Below are 23,500 nucleotides of genomic sequence, written 5' to 3'. Positions count from 1 at the left end.
CCTTAATGTGTCAGGGTTACCGTAGTGTCCGCGGTGCTTTTAGCCGGGGCGGCGACAGGGAGATAGTGAAGTTCGGCGCTTTTTGCCCATTGCTGGTAGCGCTGATAAAGCTGTTCGAAGCGTTGCGCCTGCTGGGCACGCGGCTGAAGGGTGTTTTCGACGGCACTCGCCATATGCTGCTGCGCGGTCGGGATGTCGGCATGGACGCCTGCGGCCACGGCGGCAAAAATCGCCGCGCCCAGGGCACAGCACTGATCGGAGGCTACAATCTGCAGCGGACGGTTCAGCACGTCGCAGCAGGCCTGCATGATCACCGGGTTTTTACGGGCGATGCCGCCCAGCGCCATCACGTTGTTCACGTCGATGCCCTGCTCGGTGAAGCACTCCATAATGGCGCGGGCACCGAAGGCCGTTGCGGCAATCAGGCCGCCGAACAGCGCAGGCGCGTCGGTTGCCAGGTTGAGATCGGTTATCACCCCTTTCAGACGCTGGTTGGCGAACGGCGTGCGACGACCGTTAAACCAGTCCAGCACCACCGGGAGGTGATCGAGCGAGGGATTTTTCGCCCAGGCTTCGGTGAGCTGCGGCAGAAGCTGCTTTTTGCTGTCGGCTATCTGGGTTTTCAGTTCAGGATGCGCCGCCGCCAGCTGGTCCAGCGGCCAGCCCAGCACGCGGCCAAACCAGGCGTAGATATCGCCAAACGCGGACTGACCGGCTTCGAGGCCGATAAAGTCCGGCACCACGCTGCCGTCAACCTGGCCGCAGATGCCCTTCACCGCGCGGTCGCCGACGGTGGCTTTATCCGCCGTCAGAATGTCGCAGGTGGACGTGCCGATGACTTTCACCAGCGTATTGGGCTGTGCACCTGCGCCTACGGCGCCCATATGGCAGTCAAAGGCGCCGCCGGAGATCGCCACGTTCTGCGGCAGGCCCAGACGTTTCGCCCACTCTTCGCAGAGCGTGCCGACCGGAATATCGGCGGTAAAGGTGTCGGTAAACAGCGGATATGTCAGGCTCTTGTTGATAATCGGGTCAAGCTCATCGAAGAACGCGGCTGGAGGCAGGCCGCCCCAGCTTTCATGCCATAACGATTTATGCCCGGCGCTGCAGCGGCCGCGGCGGATATCCTGTGGACGCGTGGTGCCGGAGAGCAGGGCAGGCACCCAGTCGCACAGCTCAATCCACGAGGCGGCTGCCTGCGCAACGGAGGCGTCGGCGCGGGTAACGTGGAGGATCTTGGCCCAGAACCATTCACTGGAATAAATCCCGCCGATGTAGCGCGAGTAGTCGGTTTTGCCTGGCTGATGGCACAGACGGGTGATGGCTTCAGCCTCCTCCACGGCGGTGTGGTCTTTCCACAGCACGAACATGGCGTTCGGGTTGTCGGCGAACTCCGGGCGCAGCGCCAGCACGCGGCCTTCGGCATCCACCGGGGCAGGCGTTGAGCCGGTGCTATCGACGCCAATCCCGACAATCTCCGCCCGCTGGGCGTCCGTCAGTTCAGCCAGGACGGTTTTGATCGCCGCTTCCATCGACTCGATATAGTCACGCGGGTGGTGGCGGAACTGGTTGTTTGGCGCATCGCAGTAGCGCCCCTCTTGCCAGCGCGGGTACCACTCAACGCTGGTTGCTATCTCCTGGCCGGACGTACAGTCCACTGCCAGCGCGCGAACCGAATCGCTGCCAAAATCGAGGCCAATCGCAATTGCCATGGTGTTGCTCCATCAAAAAACAGGTATGGAAGAACATTAGAGACTGGGGGCGAAAATCGTCAGGCAGGATCCGCTAATCTTATGGACTAAATTGCTGTTACGATTGAAAGTGTGACGCCGTGCAAATATTCAATGTGGACATTTCTGCCGCGCTTATAGACACTTTTGTTACTGCTTATCTGCTCATACTGGCGGAGAAATCAGAGAGAAAGGCTGAAACATGGCGGACGTAAAAGAGACATAATGCTTTTTGGATCTTTTTGCGGGCCATTTTTATACTGCTTTTAACGATATGGACAATTGGTTTCCTTCAGGACCGTTGGGAGTATTGAAATTATGGCTGAACCGCAAAATGATCCCCTGCTGCCGGGCTACTCGTTTAATGCTCACCTGGTGGCAGGGTTGACGCCCATTGAGGCTGAGGGCTATCTCGATTTCTATGTCGACCGACCGCTCGGAATGAAAGGGTATATTTTGAACCTCACCGTGCGCGGTGAAGGGGTCATCAAAAACGGCGATCAGCAGTTTATCTGCCGCCCCGGCGATATGCTGCTGTTCCCGCCTGGGGAGATCCACCACTACGGCCGCCACCCGGATGCCAAAGAGTGGTATCACCAGTGGGTCTACTTCCGCCCGCGCGCCTACTGGCAGGAGTGGCTTTCGTGGCCCGCCATTTTTGCGCATACCGGCTTTTATCGCCCGGATGAGGCGCATCTGTCGCAGTTTCGCGAGCTGTTTGCCCAGATTATTGAGGCGGGACAGGCGGGCGGACGCTACGCCGAACTGCTGGCGATTAACCTGCTTGAACAGGTGCTGCTGCGCCGGATGGAAGCGATCAATGAATCGCTTAACCCGCCGCTGGATAACCGCGTCCGCGACGCCTGCCAGTACATCAGCGATCATCTGGCCGACAGCCAGTTTGATATTGCCAGCGTCGCCCAGCACGTTTGCCTGTCGCCTTCGCGCCTGTCGCATCTGTTCCGCCAGCAGCTTGGCGTGAGCGTGCTGAGCTGGCGCGAAGATCAGCGCATCAGCCAGGCGAAGCTGCTACTCAGCACCACCCGAATGCCTATTGCCACCGTGGGGCGCAACGTGGGCTTCGAAGATCAGCTCTATTTCTCTCGCGTATTTAAAAAATGCACCGGGGCCAGCCCGAGCGAATTCCGTGCGGGATGTGAATAAACGGTAAACATTCAGGTGAACTTCAGGAGCATCTTGTAAACTATTCAGACAATTGATGCCTTGACGCGGTGCGGGGCGCTAAGCAGAATCGCTGATTCGTTTTCTGACCGGAATAGTTATGCAGGCATTGCTGGAACACTTTATTACCCAGTCCGTTATGTACTCGCTCATCGCCGTGGCGCTGGTGGCGTTTCTGGAATCGCTGGCGCTGGTTGGGCTGATCCTGCCCGGCACCGTGATGATGGCGGGGCTTGGCGCACTTATCGGCAGCGGTGAGGTTAATTTCTGGCAGGCATGGATGGCCGGTATCGTCGGCTGTTTGCTGGGCGACTGGATCTCCTTCTGGCTGGGCTGGCGCTTTAAAAAGCCGCTGCACCGTTGGTCATTTATGAAAAAGAACAAGGCGCTGCTGGATAAAACCGAGCACGCGCTGCATCAGCACAGCATGTTCACCATCCTCGTCGGCCGCTTTGTCGGGCCAACGCGTCCGCTGGTGCCAATGGTGGCGGGGATGCTGGATCTGCCCGTTGCGAAATTCGTGGTGCCGAACATTATCGGCTGTGTCTTCTGGCCGCCGTTTTACTTCCTGCCCGGCATCCTGGCCGGAGCGGCAATTGATATTCCTGACGGAATGCAAAGCGGCGAGTTTAAGTGGCTGCTGCTGGGCACGGCGGTACTGCTGTGGCTGGCGGTCTGGCTCTGCTGGCGGCTATGGCGCAGCGCGAAAGCCAACGTCGATCGCCTGACGCGTTATCTCCCGCGCACTCGCCTGCTCTGGCTGGCCCCGCTGACGCTGGGTGTGGCTGTCGTGGCGCTGGTGGCGCTGATCCGCCACCCGCTGATGCCGGTGTATGGCGAGATTTTATTAAAAGTGGTGAGCCGTTAAGGTGTTTTCCCTCTCCCGGTGGGAGAGGGCCAGGGTGAGGGCATCAGACCGCACGAATACCCAAAAGTGAAGACGCCCCCGCTTTACCACTCAGCAGTTCTTCTGTTTTCCCATCCCACAAAATACGCCCTTCGGCAATGACCACCGATCGCGGCGCAATCCGCGCGGCATCCTCAATACTGTGCGACACCATCAGCATCGTCAGCTGCTGGCGCTGGCAGACGTCCTGCACCAGGGCGAGCATCTCCTGACGCAGCGCAGGATCGAGCGCAGAGAAGGGTTCATCCAGCAGCAGCACCGGCTGCGCGCGCACCAGACAGCGTGCCAGCGCCACGCGCTGACGCTGGCCGCCGGAAAGCTCACCCGGCAGCCTGTCGATGAACTCGGTGATCCCCATTTGCGCGGCAATACTCTCCAGCTTTTGGCGCTGGGCGTCGGTCAGCTTGAGTCCCGGATGCATCCCCAGCGCGATGTTTTGTCGCACCGTCAGATGGTTAAAGAGATTGTTTTCCTGAAACAGCATTGAGACCGGACGCTTTGCCGGCGGGGTTCGGGTATGGTCCCGGTTTTCAATCACTATCGATCCGCTCGCCGGTTGCAGAAAACCGGCAATCAAATTAAGCAGCGTACTTTTCCCCGCGCCGCTTGGGCCAAGTACGGCGATCATCTCCCCCTGACGCACGGAGAGCGTGAAGCGCATCGGCAGATGCTGATAAAGCCAGGTTACATCAGTCAGTTCTAACATCGCGCCCCGGAAGTTTTTCGATAACGGTGAATAACGCAAAGCACAGCAGCAGCAGTAAGAGTGCCGTGACGGCCCCATCCTGGCTGCGGTAGGAGCCAATTTGCTGGTAAAGCCAGAACGGCAGGGTGCGGAAGTCTTCATTACCGAAGAGCGCCACCACGCCAAAATCCCCAATCGACAGTACGCAGGCAAAGGCCAGCGCCTGGGCGAGCGGACGTTTCAGGGCGCGGAGTTCCACCACTTTCAGCCGCTGCCAGCCCTGCATGCCCAGCGACTGACACAGCAAACCGTAGCGGCTGTTCACGTCGCGCATCGGGTTTTCCAGCACTTTGAGCGCGTAAGGAATAGCCATCAGTGCGTTGGTGAAAATCACAATGCCGTCGGCGCTTTCCGGCAGGCCGATGGTGCTGTTGAACAGCAGGAAGAAGCCCGTCGCGAGCACGATGCCCGGCATCGCCAGAATCAACATACCCGTCAGCTCCAGCATTTGCCCGGCCTTACGGGCCTGACGCGCGTAGAGTTCGCGGCTGCTCCACAGCAGCATCATGGTCAGTATGACGCACAACAGCCCGGCAGCCAGCGCTATGCGTACCGAGGTCCAGGTTGCCTGCCAGAGCACGGGCTGTTGCAACACGGACACAAGATTGAGGTTCAGTCCGTCAACGATAACGGCCAGAAGCGGCGGCAGCAATAGCAGGAGCGCCAACGCAATCAGGATAAAATCGATGACGCGGCTGTGCAGGCTATCCTGCGGATCGCGCCAGCCTGCTATCTGATTACTGCCGGGAGGAAGGGCTTTACTCAGCCGCTGGCTGAGCAGCACCAGCGCGAGGCAGCAAATCATCTGCACCATCGCCAGCAGCGCGGCGCGGCCCGGATCGTAGTCGTAACTCAGCGCCTGGTAGATCGCCAGCTCGATGGTGGTGGCCTGCGGCCCGCCGCCGAGTGACAGCACGGTGGCAAAGCTGGCGAAGCAGAGCATGAAGATTAATGCCGCCACGGGTGGGATCTGGCGGCGCAGCCACGGCCATTCCACGAAGCGGAAGAAAGACGCGCCGCGCATACCTAGCTGGGCGGCAATCTGGCGCTGTTCGCCGGGTATGTTTTCCAGCGCCTGTAAAAAGAGGCGCGTCGCCATCGGCATATTGAAAAAGACGTGCGCGAGCAGAATACCCTTCAGCCCGTAGGGGGAGAAGGTCCACTCTAGCCCTGACAACGCAAAGAGCGAGGCCAGCCAGCCCTGGCGGCCGTACACGCTCAGGATGCCAAATACGGCTACCAGCACCGGCAGGATCAGCGTCATGGCGCATAGGCGCAGCAGCGCCTGCCTGCCGGGAAAACGCCGCCGATACAGTGCTCGCGCAAGAAAAATGGCCGGGATCACCGAGAGCAGGGCAGAAAGAAACGCCTGCCAGAAGGAGAACCGGATCACGTGCCAGAGGTAGCTGTCGTGCCAGAGGGCGAGCAGGTCACTCTCCGGCGCGTTAAACCACAGTGCAAGGAATGCCCCCAGGCTGACCGCCACCATCAGCAGGGCGGCGAGCAGACCGGGGATTAACCAGCCGGGAATCAACGGCTGACGGCGCGTTGCCATTCACTTACCCATGCGGCACGCTGCGCGGCGACCTGCTGCGGCGTAAATTCCAGCGAGGTTGTTGGTTTGGTCAACCGATCGAAACCTGCTGGCAGCGCAACGTTAGTGACCGGATACATCCAGTTGCCTGCGGGAATCGCATTCTGGAACGCCGGTGAAACCATGAACTTCAGGAACTTCTCTGCCAGCTCCGGCTGCTTGCTGGCGGCGGTACGCGCGGCGACTTCCACCTGCAGATAGTGCCCTTCAGCAAAATCAGCGGCAGCATAGTTATCTTTCTTCTCGGCGATAATGTGGTAGGCCGGAGAGGTGGTGTAGCTCAGCACCAGATCGCTTTCGCCTTTCAGGAACAGGCCATAGGCTTCGCTCCAGCCTTTGGTCACGGTGACGGTTTTGGCGGCCAGTTTCTGCCACGCTTCCGGCGCGTTATCCCCGTAGACTTTTTGCATCCACAGCAGCAGGCCCAGGCCCGGCGTGCTGGTGCGCGGATCTTCATAAATCACGCGCCATTTCTGGTCACTTTCCACCAGCTCTTTCAGGCTCGTCGGCGGGTTTTTCAGCTTATTTTTGTCGTAAACAAAAGCAAAGTAGCCGTAATCGAACGGCACAAAGGTGTCGTTTTTCCAGCCGCCCGGCACGTTAACGGCATCTGCCGCGACGCCGCTTTTGGCAAACAGTTTGGTTTGCGAGGCGGCGTCCAGCAGGTTGTTATCCAGCCCGAGCACCACGTCGGCCTTACTGTTTTTCCCTTCCATGCGCAGACGGTTGAGCAGCGACACGCCATCTTCCAGCGCCACGAACTTCAGCTCGCAGTTGCAGTCGGCTTCAAAGGCTTTTTTGACTACCGGGCCAGGGCCCCAGTCGGCAGAGAAGGAGTCATAGGTGTAGACCGTCAGGACGGGCTTCGCAAAAGCAGGCAGCGCAAACAGCGCCAGCAGGGGGAGAACTTTTTTTAACACTTTGCACCTCAAAGTTGAGTGGCAAAGGATTTTGAGCGACAGCCTCAAATCCCTTCGCCGGCGTTATCCGGATCAGGTTCGACGGGTATTATCTCAGCGCACATCAGTGATGCAGCACCCCGTTGAGAACGGCGCTATTGTAATGATTTGGTGAATATTACGAAAGCGTTATGGCTCCGGCGGTGCAAACCAGGCGGATTTAAAATCAAACCAGCCCAGGGTATTCATCCGCAGGCCGCGCATGCTGCGCTGTCCCTGGATCATCAGCCAGTGGTGGATCAGCGGCACGATCGCCTGTTCGGCAAGTAACGCCTGGCACCACGTGGCTAAATTCATCTCGCCCGCGCGCCACAAGGCGGCGTCCTGCTGCCAGTCTCGATCGATGCAGTGCTGGATCAGCGGGACTTCATACAGGTGCGAGAAGAGCGAGAAATCGAGCGGCAGGGTGAAGTTGGCGCTGTTCAGCCAGATATCACTGGTGATATCTCCCTGGTGCCATTCGTCATAGTCAACTTCTTTGACCTCCAGCGTTACCCCTTCGGCCGCCAGCAGTCGGGCCATGATTCTTGCGATAAAACGATGCTCCACATGCTCGCGGTAGTAGGTCAGGGTGATGGACTCCAGCCCTGCAGGCTTTTCGCTACGCGCTGGACGAGCGTGGTGCCAGCGTGGAAGCAGGCCGTAGGCCGGGAACCACCAGGCCTGATACTGAACGTCGGCATGATAAATCAGATTCGCGGGGGCCAGAATGTGGCTGATCCACTCACGCACCTGAGGATTTGCGCCGCGATGGGTGCGGCGGTCAAACAGCAGATAATAACAGCCCTCTTCAAGGCGGCTCTCGACGGCCTTTTCGCCTGTCGTCGGCCCTTCCAGCGTTAGCCCGCAGCTCAGGTCTTCGTTGAGATCCGGTAATACCCACACGTTCACTTCGTCGATCAGCGCCCGATAGCCAAAATAGTCATCAAAGGCGCGGATCTTCAGCTGGTTGCTGTTGTTTCGGGAGACGGCATAAGGGCCGGTACCAATTGGCTGGCTGGCGAAATTATTCAGCGATTCCCACTCGCCGGGCAAAATCATCGACGGCACATAGCCCAGCAGCCAGGGGAGCCACTTATCCTGCTGCGACAGTTCAATATCCAGCGTCCACGCCGTAGGGGAGTGGACGCGCGAAATATGTGAGTAGAGGGGGAGCTTGCGGGCGCGTTCCAGAGAAGAGATGACGTCGCTCATTTCCAGCTCGCGGCCATGATGAAAATGGATGCCGGGGCGTAAAAAGAAGCGCCAGTGGAGTGAAGAGAGTTGCTGCCAGTGGTGCGCGATATCGGCTTCCAGTTCCCCGTTTTCCTCATTTATCCGCGTCAGCCCGCTGAAGATTTGCCGGGCCATATGGGTTTCAGATCGCCGTAACGCCGTGCCGGGCAATAGATTTTTCATTGGACGGTAGTAAAGCACCCGCAGAATATGGCGGCCCTGACGAAAGCTGCGCCCCAGATGGGAAACCAGCATCTGGCGCACGGCGGCTTTGTCGCCCACCAGCTGTACCAGCTGCTCGATGCGGTCCTGCTCCAGAAGATCTTCCGCCCGCTGCTGCTGCAGCGCCAGGCCGGTATAGAGGAACGTCAGGCGCGAGCGCTTGCCGCGTCCCGCTTCGGCTTCCCAGTTTAGCCAGCCCTGCTGCTGCATGGTGTTGAGCAGCGTGCGCATGTGTCGGCGCGAACAGTTGAGCAGGTCAGCCAGCTCGTTCAGCGTGGTCTCCTGCGATTGCCCCTCGCAGCATTGCCAGAGGCGGATAAATTGTTGTTGCAGACGACCAGAAGGCATAAAAGGGGAACTCCTGACAAAAAACCAGCAATTTATTAATCCCTATATTAGGACAATAATCCTTCCCGATGAAGTGAGGAGGTAAATTATGAAGAGGTCTACCGCACGTCAGTTTTATCAGCAGTACTTTTCAGCGACAAAAGGATTGTCCTGGCTGGCCCGCCAGTGCGCAGAGCAACGGCTGAAAACGTTAGAAGAATTGATGCAGTGGGACGTTACGAAACCGACCTCTTCTCGCTAACTCGCCTCGATCATGTGTGACTGAGTATTGGTGCTAATCACCCGCCAGCAAAATGTTTTTGCTGGCTTTTTTCGTTTACTATTTCACCCAATTTCGATTTGCTTTCACAAGGACTTGCGCATGCTGTGGTTGATGACGATGGGGCGACGCCTGAACGGCGTGTATGCCGCTTTTATGCTGGTCGCCTTTATGATGGGCGTGGCGGGGGCACTTCAGGCACCGACGCTGAGCCTGTTTCTCAGCCGCGAGGTGGGGGCGCAGCCGTTTTGGGTGGGGCTGTTTTATACCGTCAACGCCATTGCCGGGATCCTGGTCAGCCTGTGGCTGGCAAAACGATCCGACAGTCAGGGTGACAGGCGCAAGCTGATCCTCTTTTGCTGTGTGATGGCCGTAGGCAACGCGCTGCTGTTTGCCTTTAACCGTCATTATTTGACCCTCATTACCTGCGGCGTGCTGCTGGCGTCACTGGCGAACACTGCCATGCCGCAGCTGTTCGCGCTGGCCCGCGAATACGCCGATAGCTCGGCGCGGGAAGTGGTGATGTTCAGCTCGGTGATGCGCGCGCAGCTCTCGCTGGCGTGGGTCATCGGACCGCCGCTGGCCTTCATGCTGGCATTGAACTACGGCTTCACCACCATGTTCTCCATTGCCGCCGGGATTTTTGTCATCAGTCTGGCATTGATTGCCTTCGCGCTTCCGTCTGTGGCGCGTGTCGAACAGACGACGGATACACCTGTCACCCAGGTGAGCGGCTGGCAGGACAAAAACGTCCGCATGCTGTTTATTGCCTCCACGCTGATGTGGACCTGCAACACCATGTATATCATTGATATGCCGCTGTGGATCAGCAGCGATTTGGGTTTACCGGACAAGCTCGCGGGGATCCTCATGGGGACCGCCGCCGGGCTGGAGATTCCGGCAATGATTCTGGCGGGATACTACGTTAAGCGCTTCGGAAAGCGTCGGATGATGATTGTCGCCGTGGCGGCCGGGGTGCTGTTCTACGCGGGGCTGATTCTTTTCCATTCACGTGAAGCGTTGCTGGCGCTGCAGCTGTTTAACGCCGTGTTTATTGGGATTGTTGCCGGGATCGGCATGCTCTGGTTCCAGGATTTAATGCCGGGCCGCGCCGGGTCGGCGACCACGCTTTTTACCAACAGTATTTCGACCGGAGTGATCCTGGCGGGGGTGATTCAGGGGGCGCTGGCGCAAAGTTACGGGCATGGCTCAGTTTACTGGATGATTGCCGCGATTTCGGTGGTTACGCTTGGGCTGACCTGCCGGGTTAAGGATGTCTGATTCTGGAAGGCGGCTTCACGAAATGAAACGACTTTCTGACAGGTACCTGGAAGGAGAATAGAGTGCGTGGCGGGTGCTTGAGGCTGTTTGCCTCAGGCTTTCGCAAGAGGCAAACAGTGGAGAGTCCCACATCAAAAAAACTGATGGGGAGACAAACTTCACAACCATCATTGCGAGGTTAGTCTCTTCATTGCCGAAAAGCAATAAGGAGGCTGGAATGCCAAAACGTACTCTGCTGTTAGGTTTGTTTCTGATCTGTACGACGCTGTTGATCTTCACCTGGATGGTGCGCGACTCACTGTGCGAGCTGCACTTCAGACAGGAGAAAACAGAGCTGGCGGCAGTGTTGGCTTACGAAGCAAAACGTTAGCGGTATTGGCGGGGAAGTTTCCCCGCCTCTCCAGAGTGGTTGAGCCTCAACGCACCCTTATCAATGGCCCGCGCCCTGCGGGCCATTGCCTTTAGCCCATAAACGCAGGCTGTTTTTTCTCGTACGCTGAGATAGCGTCTTCGTGCTGGAGAGTTAAACCAATGCTGTCGAGACCGTTCAGCATGCAGTGACGGCGGAACGCATCAATGCTGAAGCTGTAGGTCTTATCCCCGGCTTTCACCACTTCCGCTTCCAGATCCACTTCAAACGATATGCCCGGATTTGCCTGCACCAGCGCAAACAGCTCATCGACCTGTTCATCGCTCAGCGTGACCGGCAGCAGCTGGTTGTTGAAGCTGTTGCCGTAGAAGATATCCGCGAAGCTCGGGGCGATAACCACCTTAAAGCCGTAGTCGGTCAATGCCCATGGCGCGTGTTCGCGCGACGATCCGCAGCCAAAGTTTTCCCGCGCCAGCAAAATGGAGGCGCCTTTGTATTCCGGAAAGTTCAGGACGAATTCCGGGTTAGACACTTCACCTTTGTCGTCCAGAAAACGCCAGTCGTTAAACAGGTGCGCACCAAAACCGGTACGCGTTACTTTCTGTAAAAACTGCTTAGGAATGATCGCATCAGTATCGACGTTAGCGGCGTCCAGCGGGACAACCCGGCCCGTATGTTGGGTAAATTTCTCTGCCATGATTGTCTCCTTATTTGAGGCTGCGAATATCGGCGAAATGACCGGTAACTGCTGCAGCGGCGGCCATTGCCGGGCTGACCAGATGGGTGCGCCCACCTCGGCCCTGTCGGCCTTCAAAGTTACGGTTGCTGGTGGATGCGCAGCGCTCGCCCGGATTCAGGCGGTCGTTGTTCATCGCCAGACACATGGAGCAGCCAGGCAGACGCCATTCGAAGCCTGCTTCAATGAAGATCTTATCCAGACCTTCTGCTTCCGCCTGTGCCTTCACCGGACCGGAGCCTGGAACCACCAGCGCCTGCACGCCTGGTGCCACTTTGCGGCCTTTGGCAATCTCGGCGGCGGCACGCAAATCTTCGATACGGGAGTTGGTGCAGGAACCGATAAAGACTTTATCAATGGTTACGTCGGTCAACGGAACGCCAGGTTTCAGCCCCATATAGGCCAGCGCTTTTTCCGCACTGGCGCGCTCGACCGGATCGGCGAAAGACGCCGGATCGGGGATGCTGTCGTTGACGGAAATCACCTGACCCGGGTTGGTGCCCCAGGTCACCTGCGGCGCAATCTCTTCTGCCTGCAGCGTGACAACGGTATCAAAGCTCGCACCGTCGTCGGTTTTCAGGGTTTTCCAGTATTCGACGGCATCGACATAATTCTGCTCTTTTGGCGCATGCAGACGGCCCTTGACGTAGTTGAATGTGGTTTCGTCCGGCGCAACCAGACCGGCTTTGGCGCCCATTTCAATGGCCATATTGCACAGGGTCATACGCCCTTCCATGCTCAGCGCCTGAATGGCTTCTCCGCAGAACTCAACAACGTGGCCGGTACCGCCCGCGCTGCCGGTTTTGCCGATGATCGCCAGCACGATGTCTTTCGCGGTGATGCCCGGCGCGGCTTTACCTTTTACCTCAATCTTCATGGTTTTGGCGCGACCCTGCTTCAGGGTCTGCGTTGCCAGAACATGTTCCACCTCGGAAGTACCAATCCCGAACGCCAGCGCGCCAAACGCGCCGTGGGTCGCGGTATGGGAGTCGCCGCACACAATGGTCATGCCTGGCAGGGTGATACCCTGCTCTGGCCCCATCACGTGGACGATGCCCTGATAGGGATGGTTCAGGTCGTACAGCTCAACGCCAAACTCGTTGCAGTTCTTAATGAGCTCCTGCATCTGAATGCGGGCCATCTCACCCGAGGCATTAATGTCTTTGGTCTGGGTGGACACGTTGTGATCCATCGTCGCGAAGGTTTTACCCGGCTGACGTACCGGGCGCTTGTGCGCGCGCAGGCCGTCAAATGCCTGAGGTGAGGTCACTTCGTGCACCAGGTGGCGGTCAATGTACAGCAGCGGGGTTTCGTTTGGCGCCTCGTAGACAACGTGCGCATCAAACAACTTTTCATATAACGTCTTAGCCATGATTACACCCCTTCAGCGACATAGCGGGCAATAATGTCGCCCATTTCATCGGTACTGACTGCTGCCGTACCGCGTGCCAAATCACCGGTACGGACGCCTTCTTCTAACGCCCGGTTAATGGCGTTTTCAATTGCGGTTGCTGCATCGCCTGCATCCAGACTGTAGCGCAACAGCAGGGCCAGGGAGAGGATCTGCGCAATCGGGTTGGCAATGTTTTTGCCTGCGATATCCGGTGCGGAGCCGCCCGCAGGCTCGTACAGGCCAAAGCCTTCTTCATTCAGGCTTGCGGATGGCAGCATCCCCATGGAGCCGGTGATCATCGCGCACTCGTCAGAGAGGATATCGCCGAACAGGTTGGAGCACAGCAGCACGTCAAACTGGGACGGATCCTTAATCAGCTGCATGGTCGCGTTGTCGATGTACATGTGCGACAGCGCGACGTCCGGGTACTGCTTAGCGACTTCGCTGACGATCTCGCGCCACAAAATGGAAGACTGCAGCACGTTCGCTTTGTCAATGGAGGTCACTTTATGGCGGCGTTTGCGCGCCGACTCAAACGCGATATGGGCGATACGTTCGATTTCGAAACGGTGATACACCTCGGTGTCGAACGCTTTCTCGTGTTGTCCGCTGCCTTCGCGTCCTTTAGGCTGACCGAAATAGATCCCGCCGGTCAGTTCACGCACGCACAGAATGTCGAAACCGTTGGCGGCGATATCCGCGCGCAGCGGGCAGAACTCTTCCAGACCCTGATACAGCTTCGCCGGACGCAGGTTGCTGAACAGCTTGAAATGTTTACGCAGCGGCAGCAGCGCGCCGCGCTCTGGCTGCTCTGCGGGCGGCAGGTGTTCCCATTTCGGGCCACCGACGGAACCAAACAGCACGGCATCGGCATTTTCGCAGCCTTCCACGGTCGCTTTCGGCAGTGGCGTACCGTGGTTATCAATCGCAATACCGCCCACGTCGTAGTGGCTGGTGGTAATTTTCATCGCAAAACGCGCGCGAACGGCTTCCAGTACTTTCAGCGCCTGTGCCATCACTTCCGGACCAATACCGTCGCCCGGTAACACAGCAATATGGTAATTCTTCGACATTACACGGTTTCCTTGTTGTTCTCTTTATTCTGAGCTTTGCGTTGCAACTCTTTTTCGACTTCGGCGGCGCGCCAGATGTTGTTCAGAACATGCACCATCGCTTTCGCGGAGGATTCAACGATATCGGTCGCCAGGCCCACGCCGTGGAAGCGTCGGCCGTTGTAATTCACCACGATGTCCACCTGACCCAGCGCGTCTTTACCGTGCCCTTTAGCCGTCAGGTCATATTTCACCAGCTCAACGTCGTACTCGGTGACGCGGTTAATCGCTTGGTAGATGGCATCGACGGGGCCGTTACCGTTAGCGGCCTCGGCTTTAATTTCATCACCGCAGGCCAGTTTGACCGAGGCGGTGGCGATGTCGCTGGAGCCGGACTGCACGTTGAAGTAATCCAGACGGAAGTGCTCAGGCTCTTCCTGCTGCTTGTTAATAAAAGCCAGCGCTTCCAGGTCATAGTCGAACACCTGACCTTTTTTGTCGGCCAGCTTCAGGAATGCGTCGTACAGCTGATCCATGTTGTAATCGCTGTCCTGATAACCCATCTCTTCCATGCGATGCTTAACCGCTGCACGGCCAGAGCGAGAGGTCAGGTTCAGCTGCACCTGGTTCAGGCCGATGGATTCCGGGGTCATGATTTCGTAGTTTTCACGGTTCTTCAGCACGCCATCCTGGTGAATACCAGAGGAGTGCGCGAAGGCTCCGGTGCCGACAATCGCTTTGTTGGCCGGAATCGGCATGTTGCAGATCTGGCTGACGGTCTGGCTGGTGCGCCAGATTTCATTGTGATTAATGCGCGTATTCACATTCATAATGTCTTTGCGCACCTTGATCGCCATGATCACTTCTTCCAGCGAACAGTTACCTGCACGTTCACCGATACCGTTCATCGCGCCTTCTACCTGACGCGCACCGGCGTGAACGGCCGCGATGGCATTCCCCACGGCCAGGCCCAAATCATCATGGGTGTGAACTGAGATAATCGCTTTATCAATATTTGGTACGCGGTCATACAGGCCGGTGATGATGTTGGAGAACTCAAACGGCATGGTGTAGCCGACGGTGTCCGGGATGTTGATGGTTTTTGCGCCCGCATCGATCGCGGCTTCGACGACGCGCGCCAAATCCTCAATTGGCGTACGGCCCGCATCTTCACAGGAGAATTCAACGTCATCCGTATAGTTACGTGCGCGCTTGACCATATACACCGCACGTTCGATAACCTCATCCAGCGTGCTGCGCAATTTGGTTGCGATGTGCATCGGCGAGGTCGCAATAAAGGTGTGGATACGGAAGGCTTCAGCCACTTTCAGCGACTCGGCAGCAACGTCAATGTCTTTCTCTACGCAGCGTGCCAGGCCACATACGCGGCTGTTTTTAATGGTGCGCGCAATGGTTTGTACAGATTCAAAATCACCCGGTGAAGAGACGGGGAAACCCACTTCCATCACGTCGACGCCCATACGTTCGAGAGCCAGCGCAATCTGCAGTTTCTCTTTAACACTCAGGCTCGCCTGTAATGCCTGTTCACCGTCACGTAAAGTGGTATCGAAAATAATGACTTGCTGGCTCATGGGTTAGGTCCTTGTCAGTCTTAGGGCGCCTTGCTACGAGCATAAAAAAACCCGCGCAGTGGCGCGGGTTTTTAGTCTTACTGGTGACGATTCAACGCTGAATTTCGCCCGCCAGTCTACCGCGCACAGTGGATGCGTTTAGTAGTAGTAGACCGGTGAAACGAATGATGCGTGTCATGAATCGTGCTCCGTTAAATTCAATATGCTTTTAGTGGTACTGGATACGACTGTTCATGTCAACCCTTGGTGACAAATTTACCCCTGCTGGCACGATCGCACTGATTATTGCATTTAGCTAATTGTGCTGGCTTTCTCGTTTGTGACCTCTTTAATTGTCTATTTTTGGACTTGAAATTTGTCACCGGAATGATTTCAATATATTTAGTATCAATTAAACATACTTTGTTTGTCATCGCTCCAGGGATTGAAATATGTGTTATTTCATTAATTTATGTGCGTGGTGAATGATTCGGACGCGAATGCGTTGGGCGTATTGATAAAAGTTTGTTAACTAACTTATCGATGCTGGCGTTAATAGTTTAATGAAACTTAAGTTATTATTAACCTGAGGGGTGATTGTTTATTCATATGAACTATGGTTTCATGCCAATCCTAATGTAATTGATATCAATTCACGTTGATTTTTATCCCTGCGTCAATGAGATGCATCTGCCCTCTATTGATGAGTTTGCCTTTATATTTTCCGAATTTTTAATAATTCTCTTTCGCTGGTCGTATATGCATGGTAAATCATATTTTTCGAACTTATTACAATGCTCTGGCAGAGGGAATTTAGCGTGACAGTGGAGTCAGGAATGCCATTAAATAATATTAATCAACCTCAGGTTTATGACGGGGTTAAACCTCAGTTACGCACTGTGGATCTCAATCTGTTAACCGTTTTTGACGCGGTAATGCAGGAGCAGAATATCACGCGAGCAGCTCAATCCCTTGGCATGTCTCAACCAGCGGTAAGTAATGCGGTGGCCAGACTTAAGTTGATGTTTAACGACGAATTATTTGTACGTTACGGGAGAGGGATCCAACCCACTTCCCGCGCATTTCAACTGTTTGGCTCTATTCGTCAGGCGCTGCAACTGGTACAAAATGAACTGCCTGGTTCAGGCTTTGAACCCTTAAGCAGCGAGCGAGTATTCCATTTATGCGTTTGCAGCCCGCTAGACAATTATTTGACCTCAATCATATATAATAAAGTTGAAACAATTGCGCCAAATATTCATCTGGTTTTTAAGTCTTCATTAAATCAGAACACTGAGCACCAGCTTCGTTATCAGGAAACGGAGTTTGTCTTAGGATACGAAGAGTTCCGTCGCCCGGAGTTTTCCTGCGTACCGTTATTTAAAGATGAAATGGTCCTGGTCGCCAGTAAAAAACACCCGAGAATGAATTCTCCGCTGCGTGAAAACGATGTCTATAATGAGCAACATGCCGTTGTCGCCCTCGACAGGTATGCTTCATTTAGCCTGCCGTGGTATGACACTGCGGATAAACAAGCGAGCGTTGCTTATCAGGGCATGGCAATGGTCAGCGTATTAAACGTCGTATCCCAGACGCACCTGGTCGCTATTGCCCCGCGTTGGCTGGCGGAAGAGTTCTCTGAACAGCTTAATCTGCAAATTTTGCCATTACCGCTCAAGCTTAATAGCCGTACTTGTTACCTTTCATGGCATGAAGCAGCTGGCCGGGATAAAGGACATCAGTGGATGGAAGAGTTGCTTATCAGCGTCTGCCGTCGATAAGCGCGTCAGGATAAATCGCATTAATGCATGCGGTTTATCCTGATATTTTTAATGTTAATGATATTTTGTTCTGAATGATTTTTTTCTGGCTGTTCTCATACCGTCAAAAATAGATGATTTCCTGAATCATCTCACTTTTAAGCGATGATTCATTATCCCAACCTCTGATTACAGATGAATTCACCATAACCTTCCTGACGGGCTCTCTTTTCTGCTCCGGAAGGCCTTTCCCCCGCCTTGTTTGCCAATTGCCTGCCTTATAACGAGCGGTTAAGGTAACGATCACTCTGCATTATATAAGATAGGTTAATCCCTATCGTAAGACGGGGCGGAAATGAATTCTGCTTTCTGTCTATAACAAAAAGCCTGGAGGCAAAGCATGGAAATGTTGTCTGGCGCGGAAATGGTCGTTCGATCGCTGATCGATCAGGGCGTGAAGCAAGTGTTTGGCTACCCGGGAGGCGCAGTCCTCGATATTTATGATGCGCTTCATACGGTAGGCGGCATTGACCATGTTCTGGTTCGTCACGAGCAGGCGGCAGTACATATGGCTGACGGGCTGGCCCGTGCGACGGGTGAAGTGGGTGTGGTATTAGTCACGTCTGGGCCTGGTGCGACCAACGCCATTACCGGTATCGCGACAGCGTATATGGACTCCATACCGCTGGTCATTCTTTCCGGTCAGGTTGCGACCTCCTTGATTGGCTACGATGCTTTTCAGGAATGCGACATGGTGGGGATTTCACGCCCCGTGGTGAAGCACAGCTTCCTGGTGAAGCAAACCGAAGACATTCCCGGCGTGCTGAAAAAAGCCTTCTGGCTGGCAGCAAGCGGGCGTCCAGGCCCGGTAGTGGTCGATCTGCCAAAAGATATTCTGAACCCGGCGAATAAGCTGCCTTATGTCTGGCCGGAATCGGTGAGCATGCGCTCCTACAACCCAACGACGCAAGGGCACAAAGGCCAAATTAAGCGCGCGCTGCAGACGCTTGTGGCAGCGAAAAAACCGGTGGTCTATGTGGGTGGGGGGGCCGTTAACTCCGCCTGTGAAACGCAGCTGCGTGAGTTGATTGAAAAGCTGAATCTTCCTGTCGCATCGTCGCTGATGGGGCTGGGGGCATTCCCGGCAACGCACCGTCAGGCGTTGGGGATGCTGGGTATGCATGGTACCTATGAAGCCAACATGACGATGCATAACTCGGATGTGATCTTTGCTGTTGGCGTTCGGTTTGACGATCGCACCACCAATAACCTGGCGAAATACTGTCCGAATGCGACCGTGTTGCACATTGATATCGATCCCACCTCTATTTCGAAAACGGTCCCGGCAGATGTGCCGATCGTCGGGGATGCGCGTCAGGTTCTGGAGCAAATGCTGGATCTGTTGGCGCAGGAAACGGTCTCGCAGCCGTTGGATGAGATCCGCGACTGGTGGCAGAAGATCGAACAATGGCGTGGGCGTCAGTGTCTGAAGTACGACACGCAAAGTGAGCAAATTAAGCCGCAGGCGGTGATCGAAACGATCTGGCGTCTGACCAAAGGCGAGGCGTATGTGACGTCTGACGTCGGCCAGCATCAGATGTTTGCTGCACTCTATTATCCGTTTGATAAGCCGCGCCACTGGATCAACTCCGGGGGCTTAGGCACGATGGGCTTCGGTTTGCCAGCCGCGCTGGGAGTGAAGCTGGCACTGCCAGATGAAACCGTGGTCTGTGTGACCGGTGATGGCAGCATTCAGATGAATATTCAGGAGCTGTCGACTGCGCTGCAATATGAGTTGCCGGTTCTGGTGCTGAACCTGAACAACGGCTATCTCGGGATGGTGAAGCAGTGGCAGGATATGATCTATTCCGGCCGCCACTCTCAATCCTATATGAAATCGCTTCCGGACTTTGTCCGTCTGGCGGAAGCCTATGGGCATATTGGCATGCGAGTGACCGATCCGGCAGAGCTGGAAACGAAACTCGGTGAAGCGCTTGAGCACGTGAAAAACAACCGCCTCGTGTTCATGGATGTCATTGTGGATGGCACCGAACACGTTTACCCGATGCATATTCGCGGTGGTGGTATGGACGAAATGTGGTTAAGTAAAACGGAGAGAACCTGATATGCGCCGGATATTATCTGTATTACTGGAAAACGAGTCTGGCGCACTGTCACGCGTCATCGGGCTATTCGCTCAGCGCGGTTACAACATCGAAAGTTTGACCGTTGCGCCGACGGACGATCCCACGCTGTCGCGCATGACGATCCAGACCGTCGGCGACGCCAAGGTGCTTGAGCAGATTGAGAAACAGCTACATAAGCTGGTTGATGTGCTGCGCGTGAGCGAGCTGGGGCAGGGCGCTTATGTTGAGCGTGAGGTGATGCTGGTAAAAATTCAGGCCAGCGGCTACGGACGTGAAGAGGTCAAACGCAATACGGATATTTTCCGTGGGCAGATTATTGACGTCACGCCTTCTATTTATACGGTTCAGCTGGCGGGGACGAGTGATAAGCTGGATGCTTTCCTGGCCTCCGTGCGGGATGTGGCAAAAATTGTAGAAGTTGCGCGCTCTGGCGTGGTTGGCCTTTCGCGCGGCGATAAAATCATGCGTTAGCTGTCAAAAAGGTTCGCCTCTTTCTGCCCGGTCACCAAAGCCGGGCTTTTTTTTGTGTAATCAGCCGACAACGCAGATAAAAGCGGTTGCCGCGAAGGCTTTTCTGCGTTTAGATGTTAAAAGATTTAACCATAACCTTGACAGGGCCATGGACTCTTTTCTTTTTTTAAGGGGCAATTGTGAAACTGGATGAAATCGCCCGGTTAGCCGGCGTGTCACGAACTACGGCCAGCTATGTGATTAACGGTAAGGCAAAGCAGTATCGTGTCAGCGATAAGACCGTTGAAAAAGTCATGGCGGTGGTTCGTGAGCATAACTACCATCCGAATGCTGTCGCAGCCGGTCTCCGCGCTGGACGCACCCGCTCGATTGGTCTGGTGATCCCAGACCTGGAAAATACCAGCTACACCCGTATCGCCAACTATCTCGAACGTCAGGCACGCCAGCGTGGCTATCAATTACTGATTGCCTGTTCTGAAGACCAGCCCGACAACGAGATGCGCTGTATTGAGCATCTGCTCCAGCGCCAGGTGGATGCCATCATCGTTTCAACCTCATTACCGCCAGAGCATCCTTTTTACCAGCGCTGGGCAAACGATCCGTTCCCGATTGTCGCACTCGACCGTGCCCTTGACCGGGAGCATTTCACCAGCGTCGTCGGCGCCGATCAGGATGATGCGGAAATGCTGGCGGCCGAGCTAAGAACCTTCCCGGCCGAAACCGTGCTGTATCTTGGCGCGTTGCCAGAGCTTTCGGTGAGCTTCTTGCGTGAGCAAGGTTTCAGGACCGCCTGGAAAGAGGATCCGCGCGAGGTTCACTATCTCTATGCCAACAGCTATGAACGCGAAGCCGCCGCACAATTGTTCGAAAAATGGCTCGAAACGCATCCGATGCCTCAGGCGTTGTTCACGACCTCATTTGCGCTGCTGCAGGGGGTGATGGATGTGACGCTGCGTCGTGACGGGAAGTTGCCATCGGATCTGGCCATCGCAACGTTTGGTGATAACGAACTGCTCGATTTCCTGCAGTGCCCGGTACTGGCCGTGGCTCAGCGCCACCGCGACGTGGCTGAACGCGTGCTGGAGATTGTGCTGGCGAGCCTGGATGAGCCCCGCAAACCGAAGCCTGGCCTTACCCGCATCAAACGTAATCTTTATCGTCGTGGCATTTTAAGCCGTCATTAATCATTTCCTGGGGGCGTGAAAACAGCCCCCCCTTTTACAGAATTAATGGTTACCTTAATTCCCGCATTAAAATTAGGATAATTCCTTAGGAATCATAGCCTGCTATTTTTCTTAATTCGTTTGAGCGTTTAAATTGCCTTTAAAAGAATACTGATACGTTTTTAAAAGGCTAATTTTGTATTGTTTTGTTACAAACCTGCTTCGGGTGATGAATATTCAAACGTTTTTTCTCTCTCCCTTCTGGCTAGCCTGCCCGGCGTTGAACGCTCAGGATGCCGCGATGAATCTGGCGCTGTTATCCCCTGGCAATATGTCTTAAAATGCTGCCCGCGTCGCAAACTGACACTTTATATTTCCTTGCGATGATATTGAGTGAGCTTTAACGCTAGTGTGCATATTCGGTTTTTTTCTTACAAATATTCATAACGTTAATTTTGCCTCGCCAGTTGTGCAGTTATTAACCAGGTCTGTTTATCTCTGTAAATAGAGGGCTTTCGGGTCCGTATAGAGAGAGTCCTGGCTTGACAAGCTTTTCCATCGCTCCGTAAACTCCTTTAGGTGGGAATTTGTGGGTTAAAGTGGTGAGGAGGGGTGAGGCTGGCATGTTCCGTGGAGCTACGTTAGTCAATCTCGACAGCAAAGGGCGCTTATCGGTACCAACCCGATACCGCGACCAGCTGATTGAGAACGCTTCAGGTCAAATGGTTTGCACCATTGACATCAACTCCCCCTGCCTGCTGCTTTACCCTTTACCCGAATGGGAAATTATTGAGCAAAAGCTGTCGCGACTGTCGAGCATGAATCCGCAAGAGCGCCGCGTACAGCGGTTGTTATTGGGACATGCCAGTGAGTGTCAGATGGACAACGCAGGACGACTACTGATTGCGCCTGTGTTGCGGCAACATGCGGGTCTGACAAAAGAAGTGATGCTGGTCGGGCAGTTCAATAAGTTTGAACTGTGGGACGAAACGACCTGGTATCAACAGGTCAAGGAAGATATCGACGCTGAGCAGTCCGATTCCGCAACATTGTCGGAACGGCTGCAGGACTTGTCTCTATAAATATGATGGAAAATTATAAACATACAACGGTGTTGCTGGATGAGGCCGTTAACGGTCTGAATATTCGTCCAGACGGCATCTACATTGATGGCACTTTTGGTCGCGGTGGCCACTCGCGTCTGATCCTCTCCCAGCTAGGAGCGGAAGGACGTCTGCTGGCAATCGATCGCGATCCGCAGGCGATTGCCGTTGCGCAAACCATCGATGACCCACGCTTTTCCATCGTGCATGGACCTTTTTCTGCGCTGGCGGATTACGTAGCTGAGCGCGGCCTGACGGGCAAGATCGACGGAATTCTTCTCGATCTTGGCGTCTCTTCACCTCAGCTTGATGATGCAGAGCGCGGATTCTCCTTCATGCGCGACGGTCCACTGGACATGCGCATGGATCCGACGCGTGGCCAGTCTGCCTCAGAGTGGTTACAAACTGCTGACGAAGCGGATATCGCCTGGGTCATCAAAACCTTCGGCGAAGAGCGTTTTGGTAAACGTATCGCGCGCGCCATCGTTGAACGAAACCGCATTGAGCCGATGACGCGTACCAAAGAGTTGGCCGAGGTGATTGCAGCTGCAACACCGGTGAAGGATAAGCACAAACATCCCGCGACCCGTACCTTCCAGGCGGTTCGTATCTGGGTAAACAGTGAACTGGAGGAAATAGAGCTGGCGCTAAAAAGCTCGCTCGACGTGCTGGCCCCGGGTGGGCGGTTATCCATCATCAGCTTCCATTCGCTGGAAGACCGCATTGTGAAGCGCTTTATGCGTGAACAGAGCCGCGGTCCTCAGGTGCCAGCGGGGCTGCCGATGACGGAAGAACAACTCAGGAAGCTGGGTGGCCGTCAGTTGCGAGCATTAGGCAAGTTGATGCCGGGCGAAGAAGAGGTGGCAGAGAATCCACGTGCCCGTAGTTCAGTGCTGCGAGTTGCAGAGAGGACGAACGCATGATCGGCAGAGTGACAGAGACCCTAAGCAAAGTTAAGGGATCGTTAGGAAGCAACGAGCGCCATGCCTTGCCTGGCGTGATCGGCGACGATCTTTTGCGGTTTGGGAAGCTGCCACTCTGCTTGTTCATTTGCATCATTGTGACGGCCGTAACGGTGGTGACAACAGCCCACCATACACGTTTATTGACTGCGCAACGCGAGCAGCTGGTGCTGGAACGCGATGCGCTGGATATTGAATGGCGAAATCTGATCCTTGAAGAAAACGCGCTCGGCGATCACAGCCGGGTTGAACGGATCGCAACGGAAAAGCTGCAGCTGCAGCATGTTGATCCATCGCAGGAAAATATCGTAGTACAAAAATAAGGGAAAA

22 protein-coding genes and 1 riboswitch are annotated in these 23,500 nt (G+C 55.2%); of the genes, 12 read left to right on the top strand and 10 right to left on the bottom strand.

Features of this window, described 5'->3' with window-relative positions; genetic code table 11:
* Nucleotides 1-2: 2 nt before the first annotated feature.
* On the bottom strand, nucleotides 3-1,712 hold the full coding sequence (gene araB / locus AC2T6E_RS11140) for a ribulokinase (RefSeq protein ID WP_486691720.1): 1,710 nt from the start codon (nucleotides 1,710-1,712) through the stop codon (nucleotides 3-5).
* 336 nt (nucleotides 1,713-2,048) lie between these two features.
* Between araB and araC the strand changes: the two genes are divergently transcribed.
* The gene (gene araC / locus AC2T6E_RS11135) at nucleotides 2,049-2,894 is read left to right on the top strand and encodes an arabinose operon transcriptional regulator AraC (protein ID WP_089599198.1); all 846 of its coding nucleotides are present in this window, start codon (nucleotides 2,049-2,051) and stop codon (nucleotides 2,892-2,894) included.
* A gap of 118 nt (nucleotides 2,895-3,012) precedes the next feature.
* The gene (locus AC2T6E_RS11130) at nucleotides 3,013-3,780 is read left to right on the top strand and encodes a DedA family protein (protein WP_010427019.1); all 768 of its coding nucleotides are present in this window, start codon (nucleotides 3,013-3,015) and stop codon (nucleotides 3,778-3,780) included.
* A 43-nt stretch (nucleotides 3,781-3,823) separates the two neighbouring features.
* On the opposite strand, the gene thiQ is transcribed toward AC2T6E_RS11130, so the two are convergent.
* The 4 genes from thiQ to sgrR form a co-directional block, all read right to left on the bottom strand.
* Nucleotides 3,824-4,525 carry a thiamine ABC transporter ATP-binding protein ThiQ gene (thiQ, locus tag AC2T6E_RS11125; RefSeq protein WP_212474551.1) on the bottom strand — a complete coding sequence of 234 codons (702 nt, stop codon included), beginning with the start codon at nucleotides 4,523-4,525 and terminating at the stop codon, nucleotides 3,824-3,826.
* A complete protein-coding gene (thiP, locus tag AC2T6E_RS11120; RefSeq protein WP_486691712.1) occupies nucleotides 4,509-6,119 on the bottom strand; it encodes a thiamine/thiamine pyrophosphate ABC transporter permease ThiP in 1,611 nt (536 codons plus the stop codon). Before thiP ends, thiQ begins: the two co-directional genes overlap by 17 nt.
* Nucleotides 6,095-7,078 (bottom strand): thiamine ABC transporter substrate binding subunit, encoded by a 984-nt coding sequence (gene thiB, locus AC2T6E_RS11115; protein WP_486691710.1) that lies wholly within the window; start codon nucleotides 7,076-7,078, stop codon nucleotides 6,095-6,097. The genes thiP and thiB overlap by 25 nt, the downstream gene beginning before the upstream one ends.
* Before the next feature lie 31 nt (nucleotides 7,079-7,109).
* A riboswitch (TPP riboswitch) is annotated at nucleotides 7,110-7,210 on the bottom strand.
* 36 nt (nucleotides 7,211-7,246) lie between these two features.
* Nucleotides 7,247-8,902 (bottom strand): HTH-type transcriptional regulator SgrR, encoded by a 1,656-nt coding sequence (gene sgrR / locus AC2T6E_RS11110; protein ID WP_486691708.1) that lies wholly within the window; start codon nucleotides 8,900-8,902, stop codon nucleotides 7,247-7,249.
* A gap of 88 nt (nucleotides 8,903-8,990) precedes the next feature.
* Between sgrR and sgrT the strand changes: the two genes are divergently transcribed.
* The 3 genes from sgrT (at nucleotide 8,991) to AC2T6E_RS11095 (ending at nucleotide 10,812) form a co-directional block, all read left to right on the top strand.
* Complete coding sequence (sgrT, locus tag AC2T6E_RS11105; RefSeq protein WP_010427011.1) at nucleotides 8,991-9,143, top strand: glucose uptake inhibitor SgrT; 153 nt, start codon at nucleotides 8,991-8,993, stop codon at nucleotides 9,141-9,143.
* Between the two features lie 120 nt (nucleotides 9,144-9,263).
* Complete coding sequence (locus AC2T6E_RS11100; protein ID WP_120159209.1) at nucleotides 9,264-10,442, top strand: sugar efflux transporter; 1,179 nt, start codon at nucleotides 9,264-9,266, stop codon at nucleotides 10,440-10,442.
* Between the two features lie 217 nt (nucleotides 10,443-10,659).
* Nucleotides 10,660-10,812, top strand: a complete 153-nt coding sequence (locus AC2T6E_RS11095) for a Hok/Gef family protein (protein ID WP_010427008.1) — start codon at nucleotides 10,660-10,662, stop codon at nucleotides 10,810-10,812.
* 91 nt (nucleotides 10,813-10,903) lie between these two features.
* On the opposite strand, the gene leuD is transcribed toward AC2T6E_RS11095, so the two are convergent.
* From leuD to leuL, 5 genes are all read right to left on the bottom strand, one after another.
* Nucleotides 10,904-11,509, bottom strand: a complete 606-nt coding sequence (gene leuD / locus AC2T6E_RS11090; RefSeq protein ID WP_278435185.1) for a 3-isopropylmalate dehydratase small subunit — start codon at nucleotides 11,507-11,509, stop codon at nucleotides 10,904-10,906.
* 10 nt (nucleotides 11,510-11,519) lie between these two features.
* Nucleotides 11,520-12,920: a 3-isopropylmalate dehydratase large subunit gene (leuC, locus tag AC2T6E_RS11085; RefSeq protein WP_089599191.1), complete on the bottom strand. Its 1,401-nt coding sequence runs from the start codon at nucleotides 12,918-12,920 to the stop codon at nucleotides 11,520-11,522.
* Between the two features lie 2 nt (nucleotides 12,921-12,922).
* Nucleotides 12,923-14,014 (bottom strand): 3-isopropylmalate dehydrogenase, encoded by a 1,092-nt coding sequence (gene leuB, locus AC2T6E_RS11080; RefSeq protein ID WP_023310385.1) that lies wholly within the window; start codon nucleotides 14,012-14,014, stop codon nucleotides 12,923-12,925.
* Nucleotides 14,014-15,585: a 2-isopropylmalate synthase gene (leuA, locus tag AC2T6E_RS11075; RefSeq protein WP_108417099.1), complete on the bottom strand. Its 1,572-nt coding sequence runs from the start codon at nucleotides 15,583-15,585 to the stop codon at nucleotides 14,014-14,016. Before leuA ends, leuB begins: the two co-directional genes overlap by 1 nt.
* 91 nt (nucleotides 15,586-15,676) lie before the next feature.
* Entirely contained in the window at nucleotides 15,677-15,763 is an 87-nt protein-coding gene (gene leuL, locus AC2T6E_RS11070) for a leu operon leader peptide (RefSeq protein ID WP_071985395.1), read from the bottom strand.
* Nucleotides 15,764-16,400: 637 nt separating this feature from the next.
* Between leuL and leuO the strand changes: the two genes are divergently transcribed.
* The 7 genes from leuO to ftsL all read left to right on the top strand — a co-directional run bounded on the left by leuO (nucleotide 16,401) and on the right by ftsL (nucleotide 23,493).
* The gene (gene leuO, locus AC2T6E_RS11065; protein WP_320743642.1) at nucleotides 16,401-17,345 is read left to right on the top strand and encodes a transcriptional regulator LeuO; all 945 of its coding nucleotides are present in this window, start codon (nucleotides 16,401-16,403) and stop codon (nucleotides 17,343-17,345) included.
* Between the two features lie 379 nt (nucleotides 17,346-17,724).
* Nucleotides 17,725-19,449, top strand: coding sequence for an acetolactate synthase 3 large subunit (ilvI, locus tag AC2T6E_RS11060; protein ID WP_454539798.1), 1,725 nt, complete (start codon nucleotides 17,725-17,727; stop codon nucleotides 19,447-19,449).
* 1 nt (nucleotide 19,450) lies between these two features.
* Nucleotides 19,451-19,942, top strand: a complete 492-nt coding sequence (gene ilvN, locus AC2T6E_RS11055) for an acetolactate synthase small subunit (RefSeq protein ID WP_003856371.1) — start codon at nucleotides 19,451-19,453, stop codon at nucleotides 19,940-19,942.
* A gap of 179 nt (nucleotides 19,943-20,121) precedes the next feature.
* Nucleotides 20,122-21,126, top strand: coding sequence for a catabolite repressor/activator (cra, locus tag AC2T6E_RS11050; protein ID WP_010426996.1), 1,005 nt, complete (start codon nucleotides 20,122-20,124; stop codon nucleotides 21,124-21,126).
* Nucleotides 21,127-21,728: 602 nt separating this feature from the next.
* On the top strand, nucleotides 21,729-22,187 hold the full coding sequence (gene mraZ / locus AC2T6E_RS11045) for a division/cell wall cluster transcriptional repressor MraZ (RefSeq protein ID WP_010426995.1): 459 nt from the start codon (nucleotides 21,729-21,731) through the stop codon (nucleotides 22,185-22,187).
* Between the two features lie 2 nt (nucleotides 22,188-22,189).
* The gene (rsmH, locus tag AC2T6E_RS11040; protein WP_214594837.1) at nucleotides 22,190-23,131 is read left to right on the top strand and encodes a 16S rRNA (cytosine(1402)-N(4))-methyltransferase RsmH; all 942 of its coding nucleotides are present in this window, start codon (nucleotides 22,190-22,192) and stop codon (nucleotides 23,129-23,131) included.
* Nucleotides 23,128-23,493, top strand: a complete 366-nt coding sequence (gene ftsL / locus AC2T6E_RS11035; RefSeq protein ID WP_006173860.1) for a cell division protein FtsL — start codon at nucleotides 23,128-23,130, stop codon at nucleotides 23,491-23,493. Before rsmH ends, ftsL begins: the two co-directional genes overlap by 4 nt.
* The last annotated feature ends 7 nt before the right edge of the window (nucleotides 23,494-23,500 follow it).

Source organism: Enterobacter sp. B79-1 (assembly GCF_057444735.1).
This window is presented reverse-complemented; position numbering and strand designations above follow the sequence as displayed.